Origin of the sequence: Vreelandella azerica (assembly GCF_013112225.1) — a bacterium.
Taxonomy (GTDB): Bacteria; Pseudomonadota; Gammaproteobacteria; order Pseudomonadales; family Halomonadaceae; genus Vreelandella; species Vreelandella azerica.
The window spans coordinates 533,467-555,195 of sequence record NZ_JABFHI010000002.1; the positions used below are offsets into that span (position 1 = coordinate 533,467).

Below are 21,729 nucleotides of genomic sequence, written 5' to 3' on the forward strand. Positions count from 1 at the left end.
GATGCTCCTCATAAACCGTTATCGAAAACGCTTCGCCGCAGCGAAGCGCTCAAAATGCCAAGCGGTTTAGAAGAACGCCTGAAGACCCGTCTGGGCGCGACCCAGAATCAGCGCATGAATATCGTGGGTGCCTTCATAGGTGTTGACCGATTCCAGGTTGACCATATGGCGAATCACCCCGTATTCATCGGAAACACCGTTGCCGCCGTGCATGTCGCGGGCCATGCGGGCGATGTCCAATGATTTGCCGCAGTTATTGCGCTTGATCAGCGAGATCATCTCCGGTGCCCAGTTGCCGCTGTCCATCAAACGGCCCACCTGCAGGGCAGACTGCAGCCCCAGGGTAATCTCGGTTTGCATATCGGCGAGTTTTTTCTGAATCAGCTGGGTTTGTGCCAGCGGGCGACCAAACTGCTTGCGATCCAGGGTGTACTGGCGGGCGGCATGCCAGCAGAATTCAGCGCTGCCGATAACGCCCCAGGCGATGCCGTAACGCGCCTTGTTGAGGCAGCCGAAAGGCCCTTTTAGGCCGCTAACGTTAGGCAGCAGGTTTTCTTCCGGTACAAAGGCGTTATCCAGCACGATCTCACCGGTGATGGAAGCGCGCAGAGAGACCTTGCCTTCAATTTTCGGCGTGGTGAACCCTTCGGTGCCACGCTCGACGATAAAGCCCTTGATCTGATTGTCATGGGCGGGCGATTTGGCCCAGACCACGGCCAGGTCGGCAATCGGGCTATTGGTGATCCAGATTTTGGCGCCGGTCAGGCGGTAGCCGCCATCCACTTTTTCGGCACGGGTGACCATGGAACCCGGGTCGGAGCCATGATCCGGTTCGGTCAGGCCAAAGCAGCCGACCAGTTCGCCGGTGGCCAGGCGCGGCAGAAACTTCTGTTTCTGTTCTTCGCTACCGTAGGCTTCGATGGGATACATCACCAGCGATGACTGCACGCTCATTGCCGAACGGTAGCCGGAATCAACGCGCTCTACTTCCCGGGCAATCAAGCCATAAGCAACGTGGTTGACGCCTGCACCGCCGTACTCGGGGAGACCGTCGCGCCCAACAGGCCCAACTCACCCATTTCGGTCATGATCTCGCGATCAAAACGCTCTTCGCGAAAAGCAGACAGTACGCGGGGCTGAAGGTTTTCCTGGCAGTAATCGTAAGCGGCGTCGCGAATCTGACGTTCTTCGTCGGTTAACTGCTGTTCGAGAAGAAGCGGGTCATCCCAGTTAAAGCGGCTCATGGCGTGTCCTCGTCGTTATAACTTGTGCGGTTGAAGCGTGAAGCTCCTGACCCAGCTAATTTATCGTTGTTATTTAAAAATTTCTACATTTTTTGAAATTTTTTATTGAGGCCCTCAGGCAAGCCCCTGTTGATGCATGGCCTCGGTGATGATGGGAACGGGTGTCATCAGGTGGTCGTGCATCATGGCCATGGCGTCTTCATGGCGGCGCTCCAGCGTGACGTCAACCAGCGCTGAGTGCTCCTGGCGCTTCTGCTCCAGTGCCTGCTCGGAGAAGACTGTCTCTTTCAGCCATAGGTGGCGGTAGCGTTGTACCTTATCAAACAGTCCAGCACGCACCTGCAGCAGGTGGGATGAATTACAGCCACTGACAAGCGTGGTATGAAAGGTGCTGTGTCGCTCATCCCAGATAGCGAGCAGCCCTTCGGGGGTATTGCTGGCGCTGACGATATTCAGGTGGTGGGCCTTGGCGACGACATCGGCTTCCCAGGCGTCATCGCCGCGCTCGATCGCCAGCCCCAGCAGCATGGCCTCAAGCTGGGCGCGGGCATCGTAGATATCGTGCAGCTCTGCTAATGACATAGGCGCCACCCGGTAGCCACGCTGGCTGATGGCCACCACCAGATGCTCGGCCACCAGCTGCGAGAGCGCTTCACGCAGCGGGCTGATGCCCAGGTCATAATAGGCCTTGAGGGCATGCATGCGTAGCTTTTCACCGGGTGCAAAGGTGCCTTTGATAATGTCGTTCTTGAGCAGCTGGTAGGCGCGAATGCCCAGGTTTTCGCGCACACCGTCCTTGGGCATTGTGGTGTCTTTGGTCGTCGGTGTGACTAACGGCGACGTTGGCGCCGGAGAAAAATACGAGAAGACATGGGGAAGAATCCATAAACTGGCGAAACAGCGAAATTTTATCCTCCCATCATAAGGGATTCTGGAGGTAGATAGCATGTGGGATTTTGTCGTCGTTGGCGGTGGTATTCTGGGAATGTCGACCGCCATGCAGCTGAAAAAAGCCTATCCGGACAAACAAATGCTGGTGCTTGAAAAGGAAAACGGGCCAGCACAGCATCAGACAGGGCATAACAGCGGGGTGATTCATGCAGGCGTCTATTACACACCGGGCAGCCTGAAAGCCAGGTTCTGCCTGGAAGGCAATCGCGCTACCCGTGATTTCTGCGATGAACACCAGGTGCCCTATGATATCTGCGGCAAGCTTCTGGTCGCCACCAATGATCTGGAAAAGCAGCGCATGCAGGCACTGTGGGAGCGCACCCAGGCAAACGGCTTGGAGCGAGAGTGGCTGGAAGCGCAGGCGCTGGCAGAACGTGAGCCCAACGTCACTGGAGTGGCGGGGATTCATGTGCCCTCCAGTGGTATTGTCGATTATGCTCAGGTTGCCCGCGCCATGGCGGATGAATTTCAGCGCCTGGGTGGCGAAATCAGCTATGGCCACGAGGTGGTCGGGCTGGAAGAGCGCCCGGCAGAAGTAGTGGTTACCAGTCAACAAGATAGCAGCGAGCATGTTGTGACCAGCCGCTATCTGGTCAGCTGCTCAGGCCTGATGGCCGACAGGGTTGTCCGCCTGCTGGGTAAAGACCCTGGCTTCACGATCTGCCCGTTTCGCGGTGAATATTATGTGCTGCCTGAACACCATCAGCGGGTCGTCAACCATCTGATCTACCCGATTCCAGATCCCAGCATGCCGTTTCTGGGCGTGCATCTTACCCGGATGATTGATGGCAGCGTTACCGTTGGCCCCAATGCGGTGCTGGCCTTCAAACGCGAAGGCTATCGCAAGCGCGATATATCGCTTGCGGATATGGGCCAGATGCTCACCCATGGCGGTATTCTCAAGGTGCTGGCCAAGAATGCTCGCCCTGGGCTGATGGAGTTGAAAAACTCACTCTATAAGCGTGGTTACCTGGCCTTGGTGCAAAAGTACTGCCCGAGTATTACCCTGGATGATCTTCAACCTTACCCGGCAGGCGTGCGTGCCCAGGCGGTGTCCCATGATGGCAAACTGGTGGATGATTTCCTGTTTGTGAATACCCGACGCACCTTGAACGTGGGCAACGCGCCTTCCCCCGCAGCGACCTCTGCACTGCCGATTGGCGCCCATATTGTCAGCCAGGTAAACCGTATGGTTGAGGCGTGAACCCTATCTGGATAAGCTTTGCGTTTACGCCAGCGTTAATCGACAGTGGCCAAGCGCTTTTAAGACATGCTAGTTTTTGTTACACAATCTGAACGCCTGTCAGCCAACCCTGATCCCGTCGTTCAGTTGATGCATTTGATAGATGCGTGTGTCATATCAATAATAATGCCCGAGAGGGCGAAGGAGTGCGTATGCAATCTCATAAAGCTTTCACAACCGTTACCACCCTGGCCGCTGCGTCCATGTTGGCCGTAGCGCTACCCGCCTCAGCTCAGCAGCTCTCAATTGCCACTGGTGGCACGGGCGGCACCTATTACCCGATGGGCGGCGGCTTTGCCGAGATGATCAATAATCATATTGAAGGCGCTCAGGCGACCGCTGAGGTGACCGGTGCCTCGGTTGAAAATATGGGCTTGATCATGCGTGGTGATGCGGATATGGCGCTGGCTCTGGCGGATACCGTCTATCAAGCGTATACCGGTACTGGCCATTTTGAGGGCCGCCAGATTGAGGACACCCGTGCTCTGGCCTCGCTGTATCCTAATGCTGTCCAGTTGGTGACGTTGGCTGAATCGGATGTGCATTCCATCAGCGACCTGGCGGGCAAACGGGTTTCTGTCGGGGCGCCGGGTAGCGGCACCGAGCTGAATGCCCGGGCGCTTCTGGAAGCCAATGGCATCAGCTATGACGACTTCGACCCTCAGCGCCTGAACTTCAATGAAACCGCTGATGCCATTCGCGATGGCGATATCGATGCAGGTTTCTGGAGCGTTGGCCCACCCACCAGCTCGATTCTGAACCTGGCAACCACTCGTGATATTCGCTTGGTGGGCCTGTCGGACGAAGAGATTGCCAATGCTCAGGAAGAAGTAGCGGTCTTCGCCCGCTATGAGCTGGGTGAAAATCTCTACGAAAGCATGGACGAAGCGGTGCCGACCATTGGTGTTCCCAATGTACTGGTGGTCAATGCGGCCATGGATGAAGAGCTGGCCTATCAACTCACCGAGCTGTTATTCGAACAGACCGATGAGCTGATTGCCGTTCACCCGGCGGCTAACGACACCACTATTGACTTCACTCTGGAATCAACGCCAGTGCCGCTGCATCCGGGGGCTATCCGTTATCTGGAAGATGCCGGTGTCGACGTGCCGGATCGTCTTCGCCCCTGAGCGGGGTCTGCTGATTTATTAACAGGTGTCAGGTTGCCATGATCAACATCATGCTTTGCCTGCTTCCCTGGGCAAGGCGCTGGCAGAGGTTGGTTCTGTTGGCTGTCTTCGTCACCTCTCCTGCAGCCGGAGCAGAGTCAGCCTCTGCTCCGGCTGTTGGCTATGAGCTGGTGGTTGAGCGCAATGTTCAGCCAGGTTCCCCAAGTAAGCAGCGGCTGATCACCATCCCTATGCCCCAAGGGGCGCGGTGGTGTGTGAAGTGGAATCACTCCGTTGCTCAGTTTGTGGTGCTTGACTGCTACCGGAACGTAGCAGGCCGAATGGTACTGGAGCGCAGCCATCAACCGGATTTTGCAGCCGGTCTTGGCCACGTTCTGGGGCGGGGCGTACAGGTATCAGATGGCGAGGGTGGCTACTGGATCAAGGGGATTGACGAACCGGTGCCCGGCAACCGCTACGCCTTGCGTGTCGGCGCCATGCGGGTAAACCATCGCCTTGTCTGGCCAGCGCAAGCGCCCACTAAAAGCGTCAGTATCAGTGAACAGGCGGCGGGGGAACGGGTGATTATTCAGCTTCAGGAAGCGGGCTATCAATAACTACTAACAAGCAAATCCTATAGGGCCAGGTGAGAATTTCATGAATGAACCCAAACAACCTGCGGTGGTGATGCCAGGCGGCAAAATACCGCATTCACGCCCGATTTTATGGTGCATTACGGCAGTGGCCGTCGGCTTGTCGCTGTTTCAGCTTTATTCAGCGGGTATCCAGCCGCTGGGGCTTTTCTATCAGCGTAGTATCCACCTGGCGCTGATCATGATGCTGGCCTTTCTGATGTTTCCTGCCTTTGGGCCGCATCGCAAGCGCGGCCTGCTGGCAGGCGCGATTGATACGCTGTTCTTTATTGGCGCCATGATTACCGGTGGCTATCTGGTGTTGTTCCTGGATGACATCATTAATCGTGCCGGTTTCTGGAGTGACACCGATATTCTGGTGGCCTGTATCGCCACCTTTACGGTGCTTGAAGCCAGTCGGCGCGCCGTGGGTATCAGCATGACGATCATTGGCACCATTGCCATTCTTTATGCCATGGCGGGGCCGCGGGGGATTTGGCCTGGCTGGGGGAGTGGCTGCCGGGGATTCTGGCTCATCGTGGCTATAGTCTTGATCGTATTGCCGGGCAGCTGTATCTGGGCCAGGAAGGTATCTTTGGCTTGCCGCTGGGGGTTGCCGCGACTTACATCTTTATTTTTGTGCTGTTCGGCGCCTTTCTGGAAAGTACCGGGGCAGGTAAGTTTTTCATTGATATGGCCTACGCAGCCACGGGGCGCCAGCGCGGTGGCCCCGCCAAGGCATCGGTAATTGCCTCGGCTGGCATGGGGTCGATTTCCGGCAGTGCGATCGCCAATGTGGTCACTACCGGTGCCTTTACCATTCCACTGATGAAAAAACTGGGTTACAAGCCCAAGCAGGCCGGTGGCATTGAGGCTGCGGCGTCTACCGGGGGCAGATTATGCCGCCTTTGATGGGGGCAGGGGCTTTCCTGGTTGCCGAGTATACCAATACGCCTTACCTGGATATCGTCAAGGTCAGCATCTTCCCCGCAGTGCTGTACTTTGCCACTGTTTACCTATTTGTGCATATCATCGCCCTGAAACAGGGTATGCAAGGGATGTCACGCAGCGAGTTACCTCAGATGCGTGATGTCATGCGCGATGGCTGGCATTTCCTGTTGCCGCTGCTGGTGCTGGTATGGCTGCTGGCAATGAGTATGTCGCCGATGCGGGTTGGCTACTATGCAGTGATCACCATGGTGGCAGTTGCCGTGCTGCGTTATGTCGTGTGGTTTTTCTTTGTGGCCCCGGGGCAAGGTCAGCCGGTGACGGCCAGCCGGATGAAAATGGCGCTGGCCAGCGGTTTACGCAAGCTGATTGAAGGGCTGGAGCTGGGGGCGCGCAACGCGGTGGCGGTGTCCATGGCCTGTGCGGTAGCCGGTATTATCGTTGGCGTGGTAGGCCTGACGGGCCTGGGGTTGAAGTTTTCCTCGATGATGATGGCGTTTTCCGGGGTAACCTGATTCTGGCGCTGGTGATGGTGTTGTTGGCCAGCCTGATTCTGGGCATGGGCTTGCCAGTAACCGCCAGCTATATCGTCCTGATTGTGCTGGTTGGGCCAGCGCTGACCCAGGAGTTTGGTATTCCGCTATTGATCGCCCACCTGGTGGTGTTCTGGTACTCCCAGGATTCCAATGTGACCCCGCCGGTTGCCCTGGCTGGGTTTGCCGGGGCTGCCATTGCGGGCAGTAAGCCCATGGAAACGAGCTTCCAGGCCTGGAAATTTGCCAAGGGGCTTTACCTGATTCCGCTATTTATGGTGTTCAACCCGGAAATCATCATGGGCGGGCCGGTTGCGGTGGTGATTTGGACGGGCTTTATTGCCCTGCTGGCCCTTGGGGCCTTTGCGGCGGCCTTGGAAGGCTACCTGTTTACTCACATGGGGCTGCTTTCACGTCTGGCTATCGGGGGGCGATTGTGGCGGTTTTCTACCCTGATTTCATGATTGAAGCCGCGGGTGCGGTGGTGATGGCCGTCGCCATTGTCGCCAACTGGTTGGCGAGCCGTCGGGAGTCTTCACCGCAATCGGCTTGAATAAAAGCCATTGGTCAGCAAAAAAGCCCGGCGCTTTAACGCCGGGCTTTTTTACGTCACAAACTTGTTTCACTTAATAAGCAAGATTAGGCAGCTCAAAAAATGGATTCAGGTGAACCTGTCCCTTGAGAGCCACTGATCTCTTCCACTTCCTGGCTGACCGAGCGAGATTGATAGCCGGGCAGGTGATCAACATCAAACAGCTCTGAAATACCGCCCGATTGACCGTCACGCAGGCGGCGTCCTGTGTCAGGATCAATACGTACGCTGACAACCGTCTCGGGTTGTTCGGGCCAGGCTTCCGGCTGACCTTCCAGCGCATCGCGCATAAAGCTAATCCAGATCGGCAGTGCCGCATTGGAACCGTATTCAGCGATACTTTCGTTGTTATCCTTGCCCACCCAGACCGTGGCCACCAAATCACTGTTAAAGCCTGCAAACCAGGCGTCGCGCTGATCATTGGTAGTGCCTGTCTTGCCGACAATGTCACTGCGTTCAAGGCTTAAAGCGGCTCTGGCGGTGCCTCGTTCAACCACTTCGCGCAGCATATCGCGAATAATATAGGCGGCTTCCGGGTCGACCACCCGAGGGGCGACGGGAAACTCCCGGCCATCAATTTCAACACTTTGCTGGTCTGGCGGGCAGCTTTCACACACAACCCGAGGCGTGGCCTCGTAAATTACTTCGCCGTTTTCCTCGCCTTTGGTAACGCGGTGAATGTACCAGGGGTGAACTTTGAAGCCGCCATTGGCAAGAATCGCGTAGGCATTGGTCATTTCCAACGGCGTCAGGCTGGCGCTGCCGAGTGCCAGTGACAGACCTCTAGGCAAGCGTCCAGGTTCAAAGCCAAACCCTTCCAGGTAGTTGATCGTGTAGTTGAGCCCCATTTCACGCAGGATACGGATCGTCACCAGATTGCGTGAACGGGCCAATGCCGGGCGCAGGCGCATCGGCCCCAGAAAGTCGCGGCTTGAATTCATCGGGCGCCATAAAGAGTTGCTACCATCCGCCTGCACCAGCGGTGAATCATTGATGATGGTGGCAGCGGTCATCTCGCCGCTATGCAGAGCCGTCACATACACAAAGGGCTTGAAGATTGACCCTGACTGCCTTTCTGCCTGTACTGCGCGGTTGAACTTGCTGGCATTGAAGTCAAAGCCACCCTGAAGGGCAACAATGGCACCATCATCGGGGTTCTGCACGACCAGAGAGCCTTCCACCTGGGGGCGCTGTGACAGGCGCAGGTTGGCGTTCTCGTCTTCAATAACTCTTATCAGGTCGCCACTTTTGGCAATCTGGCCGGCTGATGTGGGGGCGGCACCCCGGCTGCGTGGGCTCAGGTAAGGCTGTGCCCAGGCCATGCCTTCCCAGGGAATCGTGCGAATTTCGTTATCCTGGGTGAGTACCTGCATTTCTCGACCGAGGGTTTCAACGACGATCGCTGGCTCCAGAACGCCGTAACTGGGGGTGTTCTGTAGCACTTGAATCCAGTTGCTGACATCGCCATCGAAGCCATCGACCACGGTCTGGCTTCGCTCAGCGGCCTGACGGGCGGTCTCGCGAATTTCGGGGGATTCGCCCAGCTCTTCTTCCAGGCCTCGGGTAGCGGTGTTTTCCTGAGCTTCAACCAGGCTGGCCGGGATGTCACGCTCTTCCGGCCCTCGCCAGCCGTGGCGCCTGTCGTAGGCAAGCAGGCCGTCAGCAAGTGCCTGCTGGGCATAAGGCTGAAGTTCGCTGTCCAGCGTCGTGTAAATCCGGTAGCCGCCGGTATAGGCATCGTTGCCGAACTCATCCATGGCGTATTGACGTGCCATTTCGGAGACATAGGCAGCATCCACTTCAGTTTGCGTGCGATGTCGCTGAGCGGTAATGGGTTCCTGCACCGCTTGCTGATAGGCGTCCTGGTCGATAAAGCCAAGTTCGCGCATGCGAAACAGAATCCAGTTGCGGCGAATTAGCGAGCGCTCTGAGTTAGCCAGTGGGTTAAACGCTGAAGGTGCCTTGGGCAAGCCAGCGATCATCGCCGTCTGGGCGAGGCTTAGCTCGCTAAGGGGTTGGTTATAGTAGGTTTCTGAAGCAGAGGCGATGCCGTAGGCGCGGTTGCCAAGAAAGATCTTGTTAACATAAAGCTCAAAGATGTCTTCCTTGTCGAGCACCTGCTCCATTTGCAGCGCCAGCAGGATTTCACGAATCTTGCGGGTAAAGGTCTGCTCAAGGGTCAGCAGGTAATTTCTGGCTACCTGCATGGTAATCGTTGAACCACCGGACTGAATTGCTCCGCCACTTTGCGCCAGCTCAACCGCCGCGCGGGCCAGGCCACGCGGGTCTACCCCGGAGTGTTCGAAGTAGCTCTGGTCTTCTGCCGCAATCAGGGCATCAATCATAGGCTGGGGAATATCGGCAAAGTCGACGGGAATACGCCGTTCTTCACCGAATTCACCAATCAGCTTGGCATCACGGGTGTAGATGCGAAGCGGCGTATGCAGCTCGAAATCCTGCAGCTGACGCACGTCCGGAAGGCCAGGGGCAAAATAGAGTGCCGCACCAATAACAGCCAGCGCAACACCACCGGTGAGCGATACCAGCATGAAAAACAGAGATAAAATGATATTACGGATCAACTTCATGAACAAAAGCCCCTGTGGGCGATAAGGTGTGTTGTCACGTTTGATGATACACAGCAATCTAAAAGTAGACATACATGATAAGCGGGCATTATAGGAAGCTCAGCCTGCTCTCACCAGTGTTGATGTGATAAAAGCTGCTGGGTGTGCACATCGTTAAACTGATGTAACCTTTACAAAGCGATCTTATTTGCGGGAGTCAAATTCAATAATGCGCTTACTAAAGCCTAGCAAAGGGCTGATTGGCGTGGATATCACGTCGGCTACTGTCAAGCTGCTTGAGCTCAAGCCAACCGCTGGAAACTATGAGGTAGCCAGCTATGCTGTGCGGCCATTACGCGATGGAGCGGTTGTTGAGCGCCGCATTCAGGATATCGATGATGTGGCCAGTGTACTTAGCCGAGCCGTTGAACATGCCAGGCCATCTACCCGTAAAGCCGCCGTGGCCGTCCCTGCCAGTGCAACCATCACCAAGACCTTATCTTTTCCGCTGGAGCTGAGCGAAGAAGATATTGAAGAACGCATTATTGAAGACCCTGAACGTCATATCCCGTTCCCTTTTAATGAGGTAGCGTTTGATTTTCAGCTGCTGGGACCTTCGCCGTTCAATGAGGATGAACAGCAGGTACTATTGGTTGCCTGTCGCCAGCAGGATGTCCGGCAACTGACGGAAACGCTGGAAAAAGCAGGGCTTGAGCCAGAAGCTGTTGACGTGGAAACCTTTGCCGTTGAGCGCGCTTTCGATTCACTACGTCGCCAGTTAACCACCAAGGGTGAAGCTTCGGCCTGCGTGGCGCTGGTGGATATTGGTGCTCATATGAACGCCTTTCATGTGATGCGCGAAGGGCATATTGTTTACAGTCGCGATACCGTGTTCGGCGGACGTCAATTAACGGATGCCATTCGTGAACGCTATGACCTTTCGATGGAAGAAGCCGGGTTTGCCAAAAAACGCGGCGGTCTGCCGGAAGATTATCACGCCGAGGTGTTAACGCCTTTTCTGGAAACCGTCGTCCAGCAGGTGGGGCGTTCACTGCAGCTTTATTATACCGCGGGGCGCCACCACGAGGTGAAGGAAATCGTACTGGCCGGTGGTTCAAGCGTCATTCCCGGCTTAGCCGAGCGAATTGCCGAAGACAGTGGTATGACCGTTACCATTGCCAATCCGTTTCAACACATGCTGGTCAGCAAGCGCCTCAAAAAAGACGCTTTGAGCAATGATGCGCCTGCCATGTTGACGGCGTGTGGCTTGGCCATGCGAGCCGGGCAATAGGAGAACTGGGCTATGAGCATAATGATTAATCTGCTGCCCTGGCGAGAGGTCCGGCGTGAAAAGCTGACCCGACGTTTCTATACCCTCTTGGTGCTGGCTCTGCTTCTGGGTGCTGCGCTGGGTGGCGCCATCGCTTTTTATTATTACGCGGAGCTTGAAGCGCAGCAGCAGCGTAACGACTTCATTCGTCAGCAGGTCATCCAGCTTGATGCGGATATTCGTCGCGTCAGTGAGTTCAAGGCCGACGCCGATGAGTTAAGCAAGCGGTTAGCCTCGTTTCAGAATCTACAGAATGCGCGTGGCGCCACGGTGGCGGTGTTTAATGATATCTCTGCCAGCATGGTGGATGGGGTCGTCTATCAGCGGTTGTCGCGCAGCGCCCAGTTGTTGAGCGTCACAGCAGAAGCGGGAACGGATCGTCAGGTCTCCGAGCAATTACGTCGGATTGCCGACGCGCAGAGGCTGGGTACGCCCTCGCTGTCAGAGGTAGAGCGCGAAACAGATTCCACCCGGCGGCTGTTCCGCTTTGAAGTGCGCCAGACCGAGGTGGAGAGTAGCAACGAGGAGGTCAAGGATGAAGACTAACCGCTTGAGCGAGGAATGGCAGCGCCTGCGCGATACCGATCTGCAAGCGCTTGATGTCAAGGAAGCCGGTACCTGGCCGTTATTGCTTAAAGTGATCACCCTGCTGCTGGTATTTAGTCTGGCGCTGGCACTGATTTACTGGTTTGTGATCAAGGAGCGTACCGAGCGGCTATCAGCGGCCGAGCGTGAGGAATCCAGTCTGCTGACGGAGTTCAGACAAAAAGCCATGGAAACGACCTATCTGCCAGAAATCGAGCAGCAGTTGGCAGAGATGGACACGCAGATGCAGCAGCTGCGGGCCATGCTGCCGACGAACGCTGAAATTCCTTCCTTACTGGACAGTATCAGCGATGCGGCGCTGGATAACCGTTTGAGCGTGGAAACTATTCGTTTGCAGGAAACCACTCTCAAGACACACTATATTGAACATCCTTTTGATATCGAAGTGCAGGGCGGCTATCACGATATCGCACAGTTTGTGGCTGATATAGCTGCCTTGCCTCGCATTGTCACCCAGCATGATTTTGTCTTGGAGCCAGTGGAGGATGACGAGCAGACGCTGCGGCTGGCCATACTTGCTCGGACTTACAGTGACCGACCCCAGAGCGAAGGCGCCGAGAATGACAGCACTCAGGGAGGTAGGCAATGAACCGTTGGCCAGGGTGGGGGCTGATGCTCATACTGATGGGGCTGCTGGGTGGCTGTGCGGATGCCAGGCTGGGTGAGCTGGCCGAGGAGCTGGAGCAGATACGTCAGGCGCCGGGTACGCAGCCGCCCCTGGTGGTGCCGCACATACCGGAATATCAGCCGCTCGCCTATACCCATGGGGGTGAGCGTAGCCCCTTTCTGGCGCCAGAAGCGGTAGCAAGCCAGTCAGCGCCTGTTTTGGTGGCGAATGCCAATCTGGCACCGGATACTTCCCGCGAGCCGCAACCTTTGGAGCGCTTCTCGCTACAGGAGCTGGCGCTGGTAGGCATGCTAGAGATGAACAACCGCCAGCGCGCCTTGATCCGAACCCCTGAGGGTGATGTGGTCAGCGTCAGTGAAGGTAATTACATAGGCCCGGACTACGGGCGGATTGTACGCATTGGCGCAAAACGTATTGAAATAGATGAGCGTATTTTTACCCAGACTGAAGGCTGGCAGGTGCGCGAGGTGGCGCTTGTGCTGGACGGTGAGGAATGAAAATAAATACCGCTATCGGCAAGATTAAATAGGCAAGATTAAATATTAGGGGGCGCTGAATGTTGAGCGAGACGTTAGGTAAGACGCAGGTGCGCGGCATTCTTATCGGCATAGTGTTACTGGCTGCATGGTTGCCAGGCGCCTCCAGTGCGGCGGTGCTGACCGATTTGAATGTTGAGCATGCCAACGCAGACCGCGTAGATATCAATCTACAGTTCTTTGGTGAAGCGCCGACCGTCAAGGATTATCGGTTGGATTCGCCCCATCGGCTGATGCTGGATCTGGCCGATACCAAAAGCGCCCTCGACCGGCGACGCTTTGATACCAACCACCCTGGCGTGGAGCAAGTAATGGCGGTTGAAGGCAATGGGCGCACACGGCTGATCATTAATCTGGCTGAGGCCTATGAATACACCACTCAGCGCGATGGAGAGTTCCTGCGGATTTCAGTGGCCGCGAACTCTGATCAACCTGTTTGGCCAGCTGGCGGTATTAATGACATGGCTCGCATGGATGAAGCACCCGACCTGGAAACCAGTCAGGGGCCGCAGATCGAGCGGATTGATTTTCGTCGTGGCAGTGGGGGAGCCGGGCAGCTGGATGTGGTGTTCAACCGTGACAATGTCCGCGTTCGGGTAGAGGAAGACGGTCGCAATCGGGTCGTGGTGGATCTGCGTGATGTGGCGATTTCTGATGCGCTCAATCAGGTCTACGATGTCACCGATTTCGCCACCCCGATAAAGCGTGTGGTGCCCAGAGCCACCCAGCGGGGTACCCAGCTGATTCTCGAAACCGAAGGCCCCTATGCCATGATGTCGTCGCAAAGCGGCCAGACGCTGACGGTGGAAGTGGAGCCAGCGAGCCAGGCACCCCAGCAGGCGCAAAGCGAGGACCAGGTCTATGAAGGCGAACGCTTAAGCCTCAACTTCCAGGATATTGAAGTGCGCGCGGTACTGGCGACCCTGGCCGAGTTTACCGGCCTGAATATTGTCGCCAGTGACAGTGTGACCGGCCGAGTGACGCTGAACCTTAACGATGTGCCCTGGGATCAGGCATTGATCTGATCCTGCAAAGCCAGGGGCTTTCAAGCCGCGAAAAAGGCAATGTTATTGTCGTCGCGCCTGCCCAGGAGCTTGCCCAGTTAGAACGCCAAGAGCTTGAAGCCCGTAACCAGCGCGATGTTCTGGCACCGTTAATCACCGAGTTTATAGAGGTCAAGTACGCCAGGGCGGAAGATCTGGCGCAGCTGTTGCGCGGAGGAGATGGCTTTGGCCTGTTGACTGAACGTGGCCGTGTCAGTATCGATCAGCGTACCAACACCTTGTTGATTCAGGATACCCAGGAGCAGGTCAATCAGATTCTGACCACCTTGGACCGTCTGGATGTGGCGGTACGCCAGGTGCAGATTGAGGCGCGTATTGTGATTGCCCGGGATACCGCTTCCCGGGAGCTTGGCGTGAACTGGGGCATTTCCGGCAATGGCTCAGTAAATAATATTTTTAGCGGATCAAGTAACCCAGACGCGCTGACGTTCAATGGGGCTTCCAATGGCTCACCGGGTACCGGCGGCCTGGCGGTTGACTTGGGCGGTAATACCGCGGCGCAGACCACCTTTGGTTTTGGCTATCTATCCAGCGATATCCTGCTGGATCTGGAGTTGAGAGCGCTGGAAAGCGAAGGCAAGAGCCAGACGATTTCCCAGCCACGGATCATCACGGCCAACCAGCGCACGGCGGTTATCAGTCAAGGCGAAGAGCGGGCTTTTCAGAGTGTTGACGGCAATGACAATCCGGATACTGAGTTCAAGGAGGCCTTGCTGTCATTGGAAGTAACCCCGCAGATCACTCCGGATAACCGGATTATCATGGATCTGGTTATCCGTAATGACAGCTTCCGCGAGTCGGAATTTGGTGGTGAGCCGCCAATTGATACCAATACCATTGAGACCCAAGTGCTGGTTGATGATGGGCAAACTGTCGTTCTGGGTGGTATCTTGACAACGGAAGAGCTGCGTCAGATGGCCAAGACGCCGTTGCTGGGAGACATCCCCTTGATTGGCAGGCTGTTCCGTTACACTGAAGAGAGTAGTGAAAAAGTAGAGCTGCTGGTCTTTATAACTCCACGTTTACTTGATGATGGTTTGGCGGTTCGTTGATGCAGGATTTACCCAACCTCTTTCTGATCGGCCCCATGGGGGCTGGTAAAAGCACCATAGGTCGCCTGCTGGCAGCTGAGCTGGCCCGTGACTTCGTGGATAGTGACCACGCCATCCAGAACCGCTGTGGCGCCGATATTCCCTGGATCTTTGATGTGGAAGGCGAGGTTGGTTTTCGTCAGCGTGAAGTGCAGATGATTGACGAACTGACTCGCCGCAGCCCCATTGTGCTGGCTACCGGTGGCGGTGCTGTGCTGCGTGAAGAAAATCGTCGCGTACTGCGCGAGCGTGGCACGGTGATCTACCTGATGACGACCGTTGAGCAGCAGCTCAAGCGCACCGCCAAGGATCGCAACCGCCCGTTACTGCAGTGTGAAAACCGCGAGCAGGTGCTTTACGACATGTATGCCAAGCGTGATCCGCTTTATCGTTCAACGGCGGATGTCAGCGTACGCACTGACCGACGCAGCCCGCGGGCGGTGGTCAACGAGATTCTGCGCCGGGTTCAGCGCCTGAATGATCCCTTACAGATGGATGGCGCAGTAGCTGAAGAGAAAGCTAAAAATACAGTTAATTAAAACAGTTAATTAAAACATCTAATTTAAAAGGTATCTTGATGACGCCGTTACCGGACGCCTTGCGCACGCTTAATGTTGATCTGGGTGATCGTAGCTACCCGATTCATATCGGCACCGGGCTGCTGTCCAATCCGGACGCCATCCTGCCTTATCTGGCCGGTCAGCAGGTGATGATCGTGACCAATGAAACCATCGCCCCGTTATATCTGGAAAAACTGACGCAGCAGCTGCCAGAATCGCTGGATGTGCAGACCTGCATCCTGCCAGATGGTGAGCAGTATAAAACCATCGAACAGGTTAACCGCATCTGGGGAGCCTTGCTGGAGGCCGGTTTCAATCGCCGCTGCACGCTGATTGCCCTGGGGGTGGTGTCATCGGCGATATGGCTGGCTATGCGGCCGCTAGTTATCAGCGCGGTGTGGCGTTTATTCAGGTGCCGACCACGCTGCTGGCCCAGGTCGATTCCTCGGTAGGGGGCAAGACAGGCGTTAACCACCGGTTAGGCAAGAATATGGTCGGCGCCTTCTGGCAGCCCAAGGCCGTGCTGGTCGACCTTGATAGCCTGGCTACCTTGCCAGACCGTGAGATGTCAGCAGGGCTTGCCGAAGTGATCAAGTATGGTCTGATTCGCGATGAGGCATTTCTGAGCTGGCTTGAAGCCAATATGGCCGCCTTGCGTGCCCATGATGCCAAGGCATTGGCAGAAGCGATTGCCAGAAGCTGCCAGATAAAAGCCGATATCGTGGCTGAAGATGAAACCGAACAGGATGTACGAGCCCTGCTGAACCTGGGGCATACCTTTGGCCATGCCATCGAAGCGCATCAAGGCTATGGTAACTGGCTACACGGCGAGGCTATTGGTGCCGGTATGGCCATGGCGGCGACCCTTTCCCGGCGCCTGGAATGGATTGACGAGGCTGCATTGGCGCGCAGTATGCAGGTGATTGAAAGTGCTGGCCTGCCATTGAAGGCGCCACTGGGTATGCAGCGCGATGATTTTCTGGGGCCTATGCGCCGCGACAAGAAAAACATTGATAGCCGATTGCGTCTGGTGCTGCTGCGCGAGCTGGGCGATGCCTGCATCAGTGATGAAACGCCCATCAGTCTGCTGAATGATTTGCTGGATCATTACCCACGTGCTTGAGCGCTGATGTTCCAGATCGCTACAGGTTCACTGCCAAAAAAACCCGTCGATATCCGGCGGGTTTTTTTTGGCGAGCTATAAAATACCAAGCCTGAAAAGCAGAAGGCGGATAGGAATAGGTGTCTGGTCGGCCAAAAATTGATAATCAGAATGCCTTATGCGCTATCGGCATGGCTTTTTAAGGTATTTTTAGACTAAAGTTTAATCTTTGTGAAACAGCGTTAAATTACCGTTGTGCTGCACTGCAAGTTATTGAAGCGTATCACTTTTTCATATTGAGTGTTGTGCAAGCTGTGGATTTGGCAAGGTTTTTAGCTTTCTTGTGAAGCCGATTCGATTGCACTATCAGGTCAGCAGTCGCTATGCTGACCGACCATTTTCACGTCAACGGCGATGTTTCTAGAGCCTGGGTGTATCAGGGAAGGTAAGCAAAAAAGATTAAAAACCTTTCTTTTACCACGGTGCCGTTGTAAATAAAACACGTTTTTTGAGGCACGCCCATGAACAGAGGTCTTCATCAGCCCGGCGAGTTTCGCGATAACTGTGGCTTTGGTTTGATCGCCCATATGCAGGGGCAAGCCAGCCATGAATTGTTGAAAACCGCTATTGAATCGCTTACCTGTATGACCCACAGGGGTGGTATTGCTGCCGACGGCAAGACAGGTGACGGCTGTGGTTTGCTGCTCAAGATGCCCGAGCATTTCATGCGCGATGTGGCAAAAGATGCCTTAGGGACCTCCCTGGGCGATACTTTTGCTGTCGGCGTTATCTTTTACCTGACGACGATGCGCGCGCCGAACACGCTGAGTCTGTTCTGGAGCAGATGCTTGAGCAGCGTGGACTCGAGGTCGCAGGCTGGCGCACAGTGCCGACAGATTCATCCGTCTGTGGTCCGATGGCGCTGGATTGCCTGCCGCGTATTCGCCAGATATTCGTGATGCCCGGAGCCGGTGAGCACTTTGATGTTGATCTGTTCATGGCGCGTCGCCGTGCTGAAGAACAGCTGCAGGACGAAGCGGATTTCTACGTGGCGTCGCTGTCTTCCGAGGTGGTGTCCTACAAGGGCCTGGTCATGCCCGCAGACTTGCCCGCGTTTTACCAGGATCTCAACGATCCGCGCCTTGAAACCGCTATCTGCGTGTTCCACCAGCGCTTCTCAACCAATACGGCACCGCGCTGGCCGCTGGCTCAGCCTTTCCGCTTGCTGGCGCATAATGGTGAAATCAACACCATTGAAGCCAACCGAGGCTGGGCCAACTCGCGTAAGAAAAACTTTATCAGCGACCGTCTGCCGGATGTCGCTGAGCTGAAGGAAATCGTCAATACCACGGGGTCGGACTCTTCCAGTATGGACAACATGCTGGAAGTGCTGCTGACCGGTGGCATGGATCTGCATCGCGCCGTACGCATGATGGTGCCGCCTGCCTGGCAGAACGTGGAAACCATGGATGCCGAGCTGCGCGCCTTCTATGAATACAATTCCATGCACATGGAGCCCTGGGATGGTCCGGCAGGCGTGGTGATGACCGATGGTCGTCAGGCAGTGTGTATGCTCGACCGCAACGGTCTGCGCCCGGCGCGCTGGGTAATGACCAAAAATGGCTTCATCACCCTGGCATCGGAAATTGGCACCTATGATTACAAGCCGGAAGATGTGGTGGCCAAAGGCCGAGTAGGCCCTGGCCAGATGCTGGCGGTGGATACCCAGACCGGTGAAGTGCTGCATACCGATGATATCGACGGTCGTCTCAAGTCCGCGCATCCTTACAAGCGCTGGTTGAAGCAGCAAGCTAACTATCTGGAGTCAGCGCTGACTGAACTGGCACGTTTTCAGGTCATGGATACCGACGCCCTGAACACCCAGCAGAAAATGTTCCAGGTCAGCTTTGAAGAGCGTGACCAGGTATTGCGCCCGCTGGCGGAAAGCGGCCAGGAAGCAGTGGGGTCAATGGGCGATGATACGCCGATGGCGGTATTGTCATCGCGTCAGCGCCTGCTGACCGATTACTTCCGCCAGAAGTTTGCCCAGGTTACCAACCCGGCCATTGACCCGCTGCGCGAAGCGATTGTGATGTCGCTGGAAACCTGTATCGGTGCTGAGCGCAATGTCTTCAAGGCAACGCCGGAGCACGCGCATCGTATCATTCTGACGACACCCGTACTGTCGCCGCGCAAGTTCACTGCGCTGGTTAATGAGAAAGATCCGGCCTTTGCCAGTTACCGCCTCTCGCTGGGGTATAACCCTGAAGAGAAGAGCTTAAAGCAGGCGCTTGGCGAGCTGTGTGAAGAAGCGGAAAAGCAGGTGCTGGCAGGCAAGGTCATCCTGGTGCTCAGTGATGCTGACCTTCCTAAAGGCCAGATTCCCATTCAGTCTGTGTTGGCAGTCGGTGCGGTGCATACCTACCTGGGGCGCCTTGCGCTGCGCCCGGATGCCAATATCGTGGTGGAAACCGGCTATGCACGTGACTCTCACCAGATGGCGGTGCTATTTGGCGTAGGCGCTACAGCCGTTTACCCCTGGCTTGCGTATCAGGTCATGACGGATATGCAGCGGGTCGGTGAGCTGACCGGCAACCCCGCGGATGCGCGAGAGAATTACCGTAAAGGCATGCAGAAGGGTCTGTTCAAGATTCTTTCCAAGATGGGGATTTCGACCCTGGCCTCCTATCGCGGCTCGATGCTTTTCGAGGCCGTTGGGCTGGATAGCGATATCATGGCAATGTGCTTTGAAGGTATGGCATCGCGCATTCAGGGTACCGGTTTTGCAGAGCTTCAGCTGCAGCAGGAAGCCCTGGCCCGAACTGCCTGGATTGCCCGTAAGGGGATTTCCCAGGGTGGCCTGATGAAGTATGTGCATGGCCACGAGTACCATGCCTACAACCCGGACGTCATCATGTACCTGCAACAGGCGGTACAGGACGGCAGCTATGAGAAATGGAAGAAATTTGCCCAGCTGGTCAATGAGCGGCCCGTGGCGACCATTCGTGACCTGTTATCCCTCAAGCCGGCGGCAACACCGCTGCCGCTTGATGAAGTCGAGAGCATTGATGACCTGATACCGCGTTTCGATACAGCGGGTATGTCATTGGGCGCCGTCTCACCAGAAGCCCATGAAGCCATGGCCCAGGCCATGAACGAGACCGGCGGCCGCTCCAACTCTGGTGAGGGCGGCGAAGACCCGGCGCGTTACGGTACCATCCGTAACTCCAAGATCAAGCAGATCGCCTCGGGGCGTTTTGGCGTAACGCCGCACTATCTGGTCAACGCTGACGTGCTGCAGATCAAGGTGGCCCAGGGCGCCAAGCCCGGTGAAGGCGGCCAGCTGCCGGGTGGCAAGGTGAACGCTCTGATTGCCCGGCTGCGCTATTCAGTGCCTGGGGTAACGCTGATTTCACCGCCGCCGCACCACGATATCTATTCAATTGAAGATCTGGCCCAGCTGATCTTTGATCTCAAGCAGGTCAACCCGGATGCCCAGGTGTCGGTGAAGCTGGTGTCAGAGCCGGGTATCGGTACCATCGCCACGGGCGTTGCCAAGGCCTATGCCGACCTGATTACGGTCTCCGGCTATGATGGCGGTACGGCGGCCAGCCCGCTGACTTCCATCAAGCATGCAGGCTCGCCCTGGGAGCTGGGCTTGCCGGAAGTGCATCAGGCGCTGCGTATCAATGGTCTGCGCGACAAGATCCGCCTGCAGACCGACGGCGGCCTGAAGACTGGTCTTGATGTGGTCAAGGCCGCCATTCTGGGCGCCGAGAGCTTTGGTTTTGGCACCGCACCGATGGTGGCGCTGGGCTGTAAATACCTGCGTATCTGCCACCTGAACAACTGTGCCACCGGTGTGGCGACCCAGGATGACTATCTGCGTGGCGAGCACTTCCGCGGCACCGTCGATATGGTCAAGAACTACTTCCGCTACATCGCTGAAGAAGTGCGCGAGCTGATGGCCATGCTCGGCGTGCGCCAGCTGACCGACCTGATTGGCCGCACGGATCTGCTGGAAGTGCTGGAGGGCCAGACGGCTTCCCAGCGCAAGCTGGATCTGACGCCGCTGTTGGGTAACGACTATGTGCCTGCGGATGCGCCGCAGTTCTGCCAGGTGAACCGTAACGTGCCCCATGACCCGGGTGCCAAGAACCTGGAAGTGCTCGATGCGGTGAAAAGCGCCATTGAGGCCAAGTCGGGCGGTACCTTCACCTTCCGGATTACCAACTGTGACCGCAGCGTGGGTGCCCTGACGTCCGGTGTGATTGCCAAGCACTACGGTGAAGCAGGGCTGGAAGAGGCGCCGCTGGATGTGCGCTTTACCGGCGTGGCAGGGCAGAGCTTCGGGGTGTGGAATGCTCGCGGCCTGAACCTGCATCTGGAAGGTGATGCTAACGATTACGTTGGTAAAGGCATGAACGGTGGCCGGATTGTGATCATTCCGCCGCGGGAAAGTCAGTTTGAGAGCCACAAGACTGCCATTGTCGGTAATACCTGTCTGTACGGGGCGACCGGTGGCCAGCTGTTCGCCGCGGGTATTGCCGGCGAGCGCTTTGGGGTACGTAACTCAGGCGCCCGTGCCGTCATCGAAGGTGCTGGCGATCACTGCTGTGAGTATATGACCGGGGGCCTTGTCTGCGTGCTGGGTGAAACCGGGGTCAACTTTGGTGCCGGTATGACCGGTGGCTTTGCCTACGTGCTCGACGAAGACCGTACCTTTGTCGACAAGTACAACCACGAGCTGGTCGAGATTCACCGGGTAAACACCGAGACGATGGAAGCCTACCGCCGCCATCTGCGTGAACTGCTTGAAGAGTACGTAGCGGCAACAGGTTCCCAGCGAGGCGCAGATATTCTTGAAGACTTTGGTGATTACGTGCGCCATTTCTGGCTGGTGAAGCCCAAGGCGGCAAGCTTGAGCAGCCTGCTGGACCAGTCGCGGCGGCACGCTGAATAAGCTGCTTTGCCTGAATAGCTGATGCCGAAT

At 56.3% G+C, this 21,729-nt stretch carries 10 protein-coding genes and 5 pseudogenes; 12 read left to right on the forward strand and 3 right to left on the reverse strand.

What is annotated here, in order from left to right:
• Window positions 1–66: 66 nt before the first annotated feature.
• Together HLB35_RS06560 and csiR are read right to left on the reverse strand one after the other, a co-directional pair.
• Window positions 67–1,244: pseudogene (locus HLB35_RS06560) on the reverse strand (acyl-CoA dehydrogenase).
• A gap of 114 nt (window positions 1,245–1,358) precedes the next feature.
• A complete protein-coding gene (csiR, locus tag HLB35_RS06565; protein WP_171701968.1) occupies window positions 1,359–2,048 on the reverse strand; it encodes a DNA-binding transcriptional regulator CsiR in 690 nt (229 codons plus the stop codon).
• 142 nt (window positions 2,049–2,190) lie between these two features.
• On the opposite strand from csiR, the gene lhgO reads away from it, so the two are divergent.
• From lhgO to HLB35_RS06585, 4 genes and pseudogenes are all read left to right on the forward strand, one after another.
• On the forward strand, window positions 2,191–3,399 hold the full coding sequence (gene lhgO / locus HLB35_RS06570) for an L-2-hydroxyglutarate oxidase (RefSeq protein ID WP_171701969.1): 1,209 nt from the start codon (window positions 2,191–2,193) through the stop codon (window positions 3,397–3,399).
• Window positions 3,400–3,590: 191 nt separating this feature from the next.
• Complete coding sequence (locus HLB35_RS06575) at window positions 3,591–4,568, forward strand: TAXI family TRAP transporter solute-binding subunit (RefSeq protein WP_171701970.1); 978 nt, start codon at window positions 3,591–3,593, stop codon at window positions 4,566–4,568.
• Window positions 4,569–4,606: 38 nt separating this feature from the next.
• Window positions 4,607–5,164, forward strand: a complete 558-nt coding sequence (locus tag HLB35_RS06580) for a DUF1850 domain-containing protein (protein WP_235937016.1) — start codon at window positions 4,607–4,609, stop codon at window positions 5,162–5,164.
• Between the two features lie 40 nt (window positions 5,165–5,204).
• Window positions 5,205–7,213, forward strand: a pseudogene (locus HLB35_RS06585) (TRAP transporter permease).
• Window positions 7,214–7,308: 95 nt separating this feature from the next.
• On the opposite strand, the gene HLB35_RS06590 reads toward HLB35_RS06585, so the two are convergent.
• A complete protein-coding gene (locus HLB35_RS06590; RefSeq protein ID WP_171701971.1) occupies window positions 7,309–9,840 on the reverse strand; it encodes a penicillin-binding protein 1A in 2,532 nt (843 codons plus the stop codon).
• 208 nt (window positions 9,841–10,048) lie between these two features.
• Here HLB35_RS06590 and pilM point away from each other — a divergent pair, with 208 nt between their 5' ends.
• From pilM to gltB, 8 genes and pseudogenes are all read left to right on the forward strand, one after another.
• On the forward strand, window positions 10,049–11,110 hold the full coding sequence (gene pilM / locus HLB35_RS06595) for a type IV pilus assembly protein PilM (protein WP_171701972.1): 1,062 nt from the start codon (window positions 10,049–10,051) through the stop codon (window positions 11,108–11,110).
• Window positions 11,111–11,122: 12 nt separating this feature from the next.
• Complete coding sequence (locus tag HLB35_RS06600) at window positions 11,123–11,695, forward strand: PilN domain-containing protein (RefSeq protein WP_171701973.1); 573 nt, start codon at window positions 11,123–11,125, stop codon at window positions 11,693–11,695.
• Entirely contained in the window at window positions 11,685–12,344 is a 660-nt protein-coding gene (locus HLB35_RS06605; protein WP_171701974.1) for a type IV pilus inner membrane component PilO, read from the forward strand. The genes HLB35_RS06600 and HLB35_RS06605 overlap by 11 nt, the downstream gene beginning before the upstream one ends.
• Complete coding sequence (locus tag HLB35_RS06610) at window positions 12,341–12,880, forward strand: pilus assembly protein PilP (protein ID WP_171701975.1); 540 nt, start codon at window positions 12,341–12,343, stop codon at window positions 12,878–12,880. Before HLB35_RS06605 ends, HLB35_RS06610 begins: the two co-directional genes overlap by 4 nt.
• 59 nt (window positions 12,881–12,939) lie before the next feature.
• A pseudogene (locus tag HLB35_RS06615) lies at window positions 12,940–15,035 on the forward strand (type IV pilus secretin PilQ).
• Window positions 15,035–15,613, forward strand: a complete 579-nt coding sequence (gene aroK / locus HLB35_RS06620) for a shikimate kinase AroK (RefSeq protein ID WP_171701976.1) — start codon at window positions 15,035–15,037, stop codon at window positions 15,611–15,613. The pseudogene HLB35_RS06615 and the gene aroK overlap by 1 nt, the downstream one beginning before the upstream one ends.
• A 38-nt stretch (window positions 15,614–15,651) precedes the next feature.
• Window positions 15,652–16,757 (forward strand): annotated as a pseudogene (aroB, locus tag HLB35_RS06625) (3-dehydroquinate synthase).
• Between the two features lie 500 nt (window positions 16,758–17,257).
• Window positions 17,258–21,699, forward strand: a pseudogene (gene gltB, locus HLB35_RS06630) (glutamate synthase large subunit).
• Window positions 21,700–21,729 lie beyond the last annotated feature (30 nt).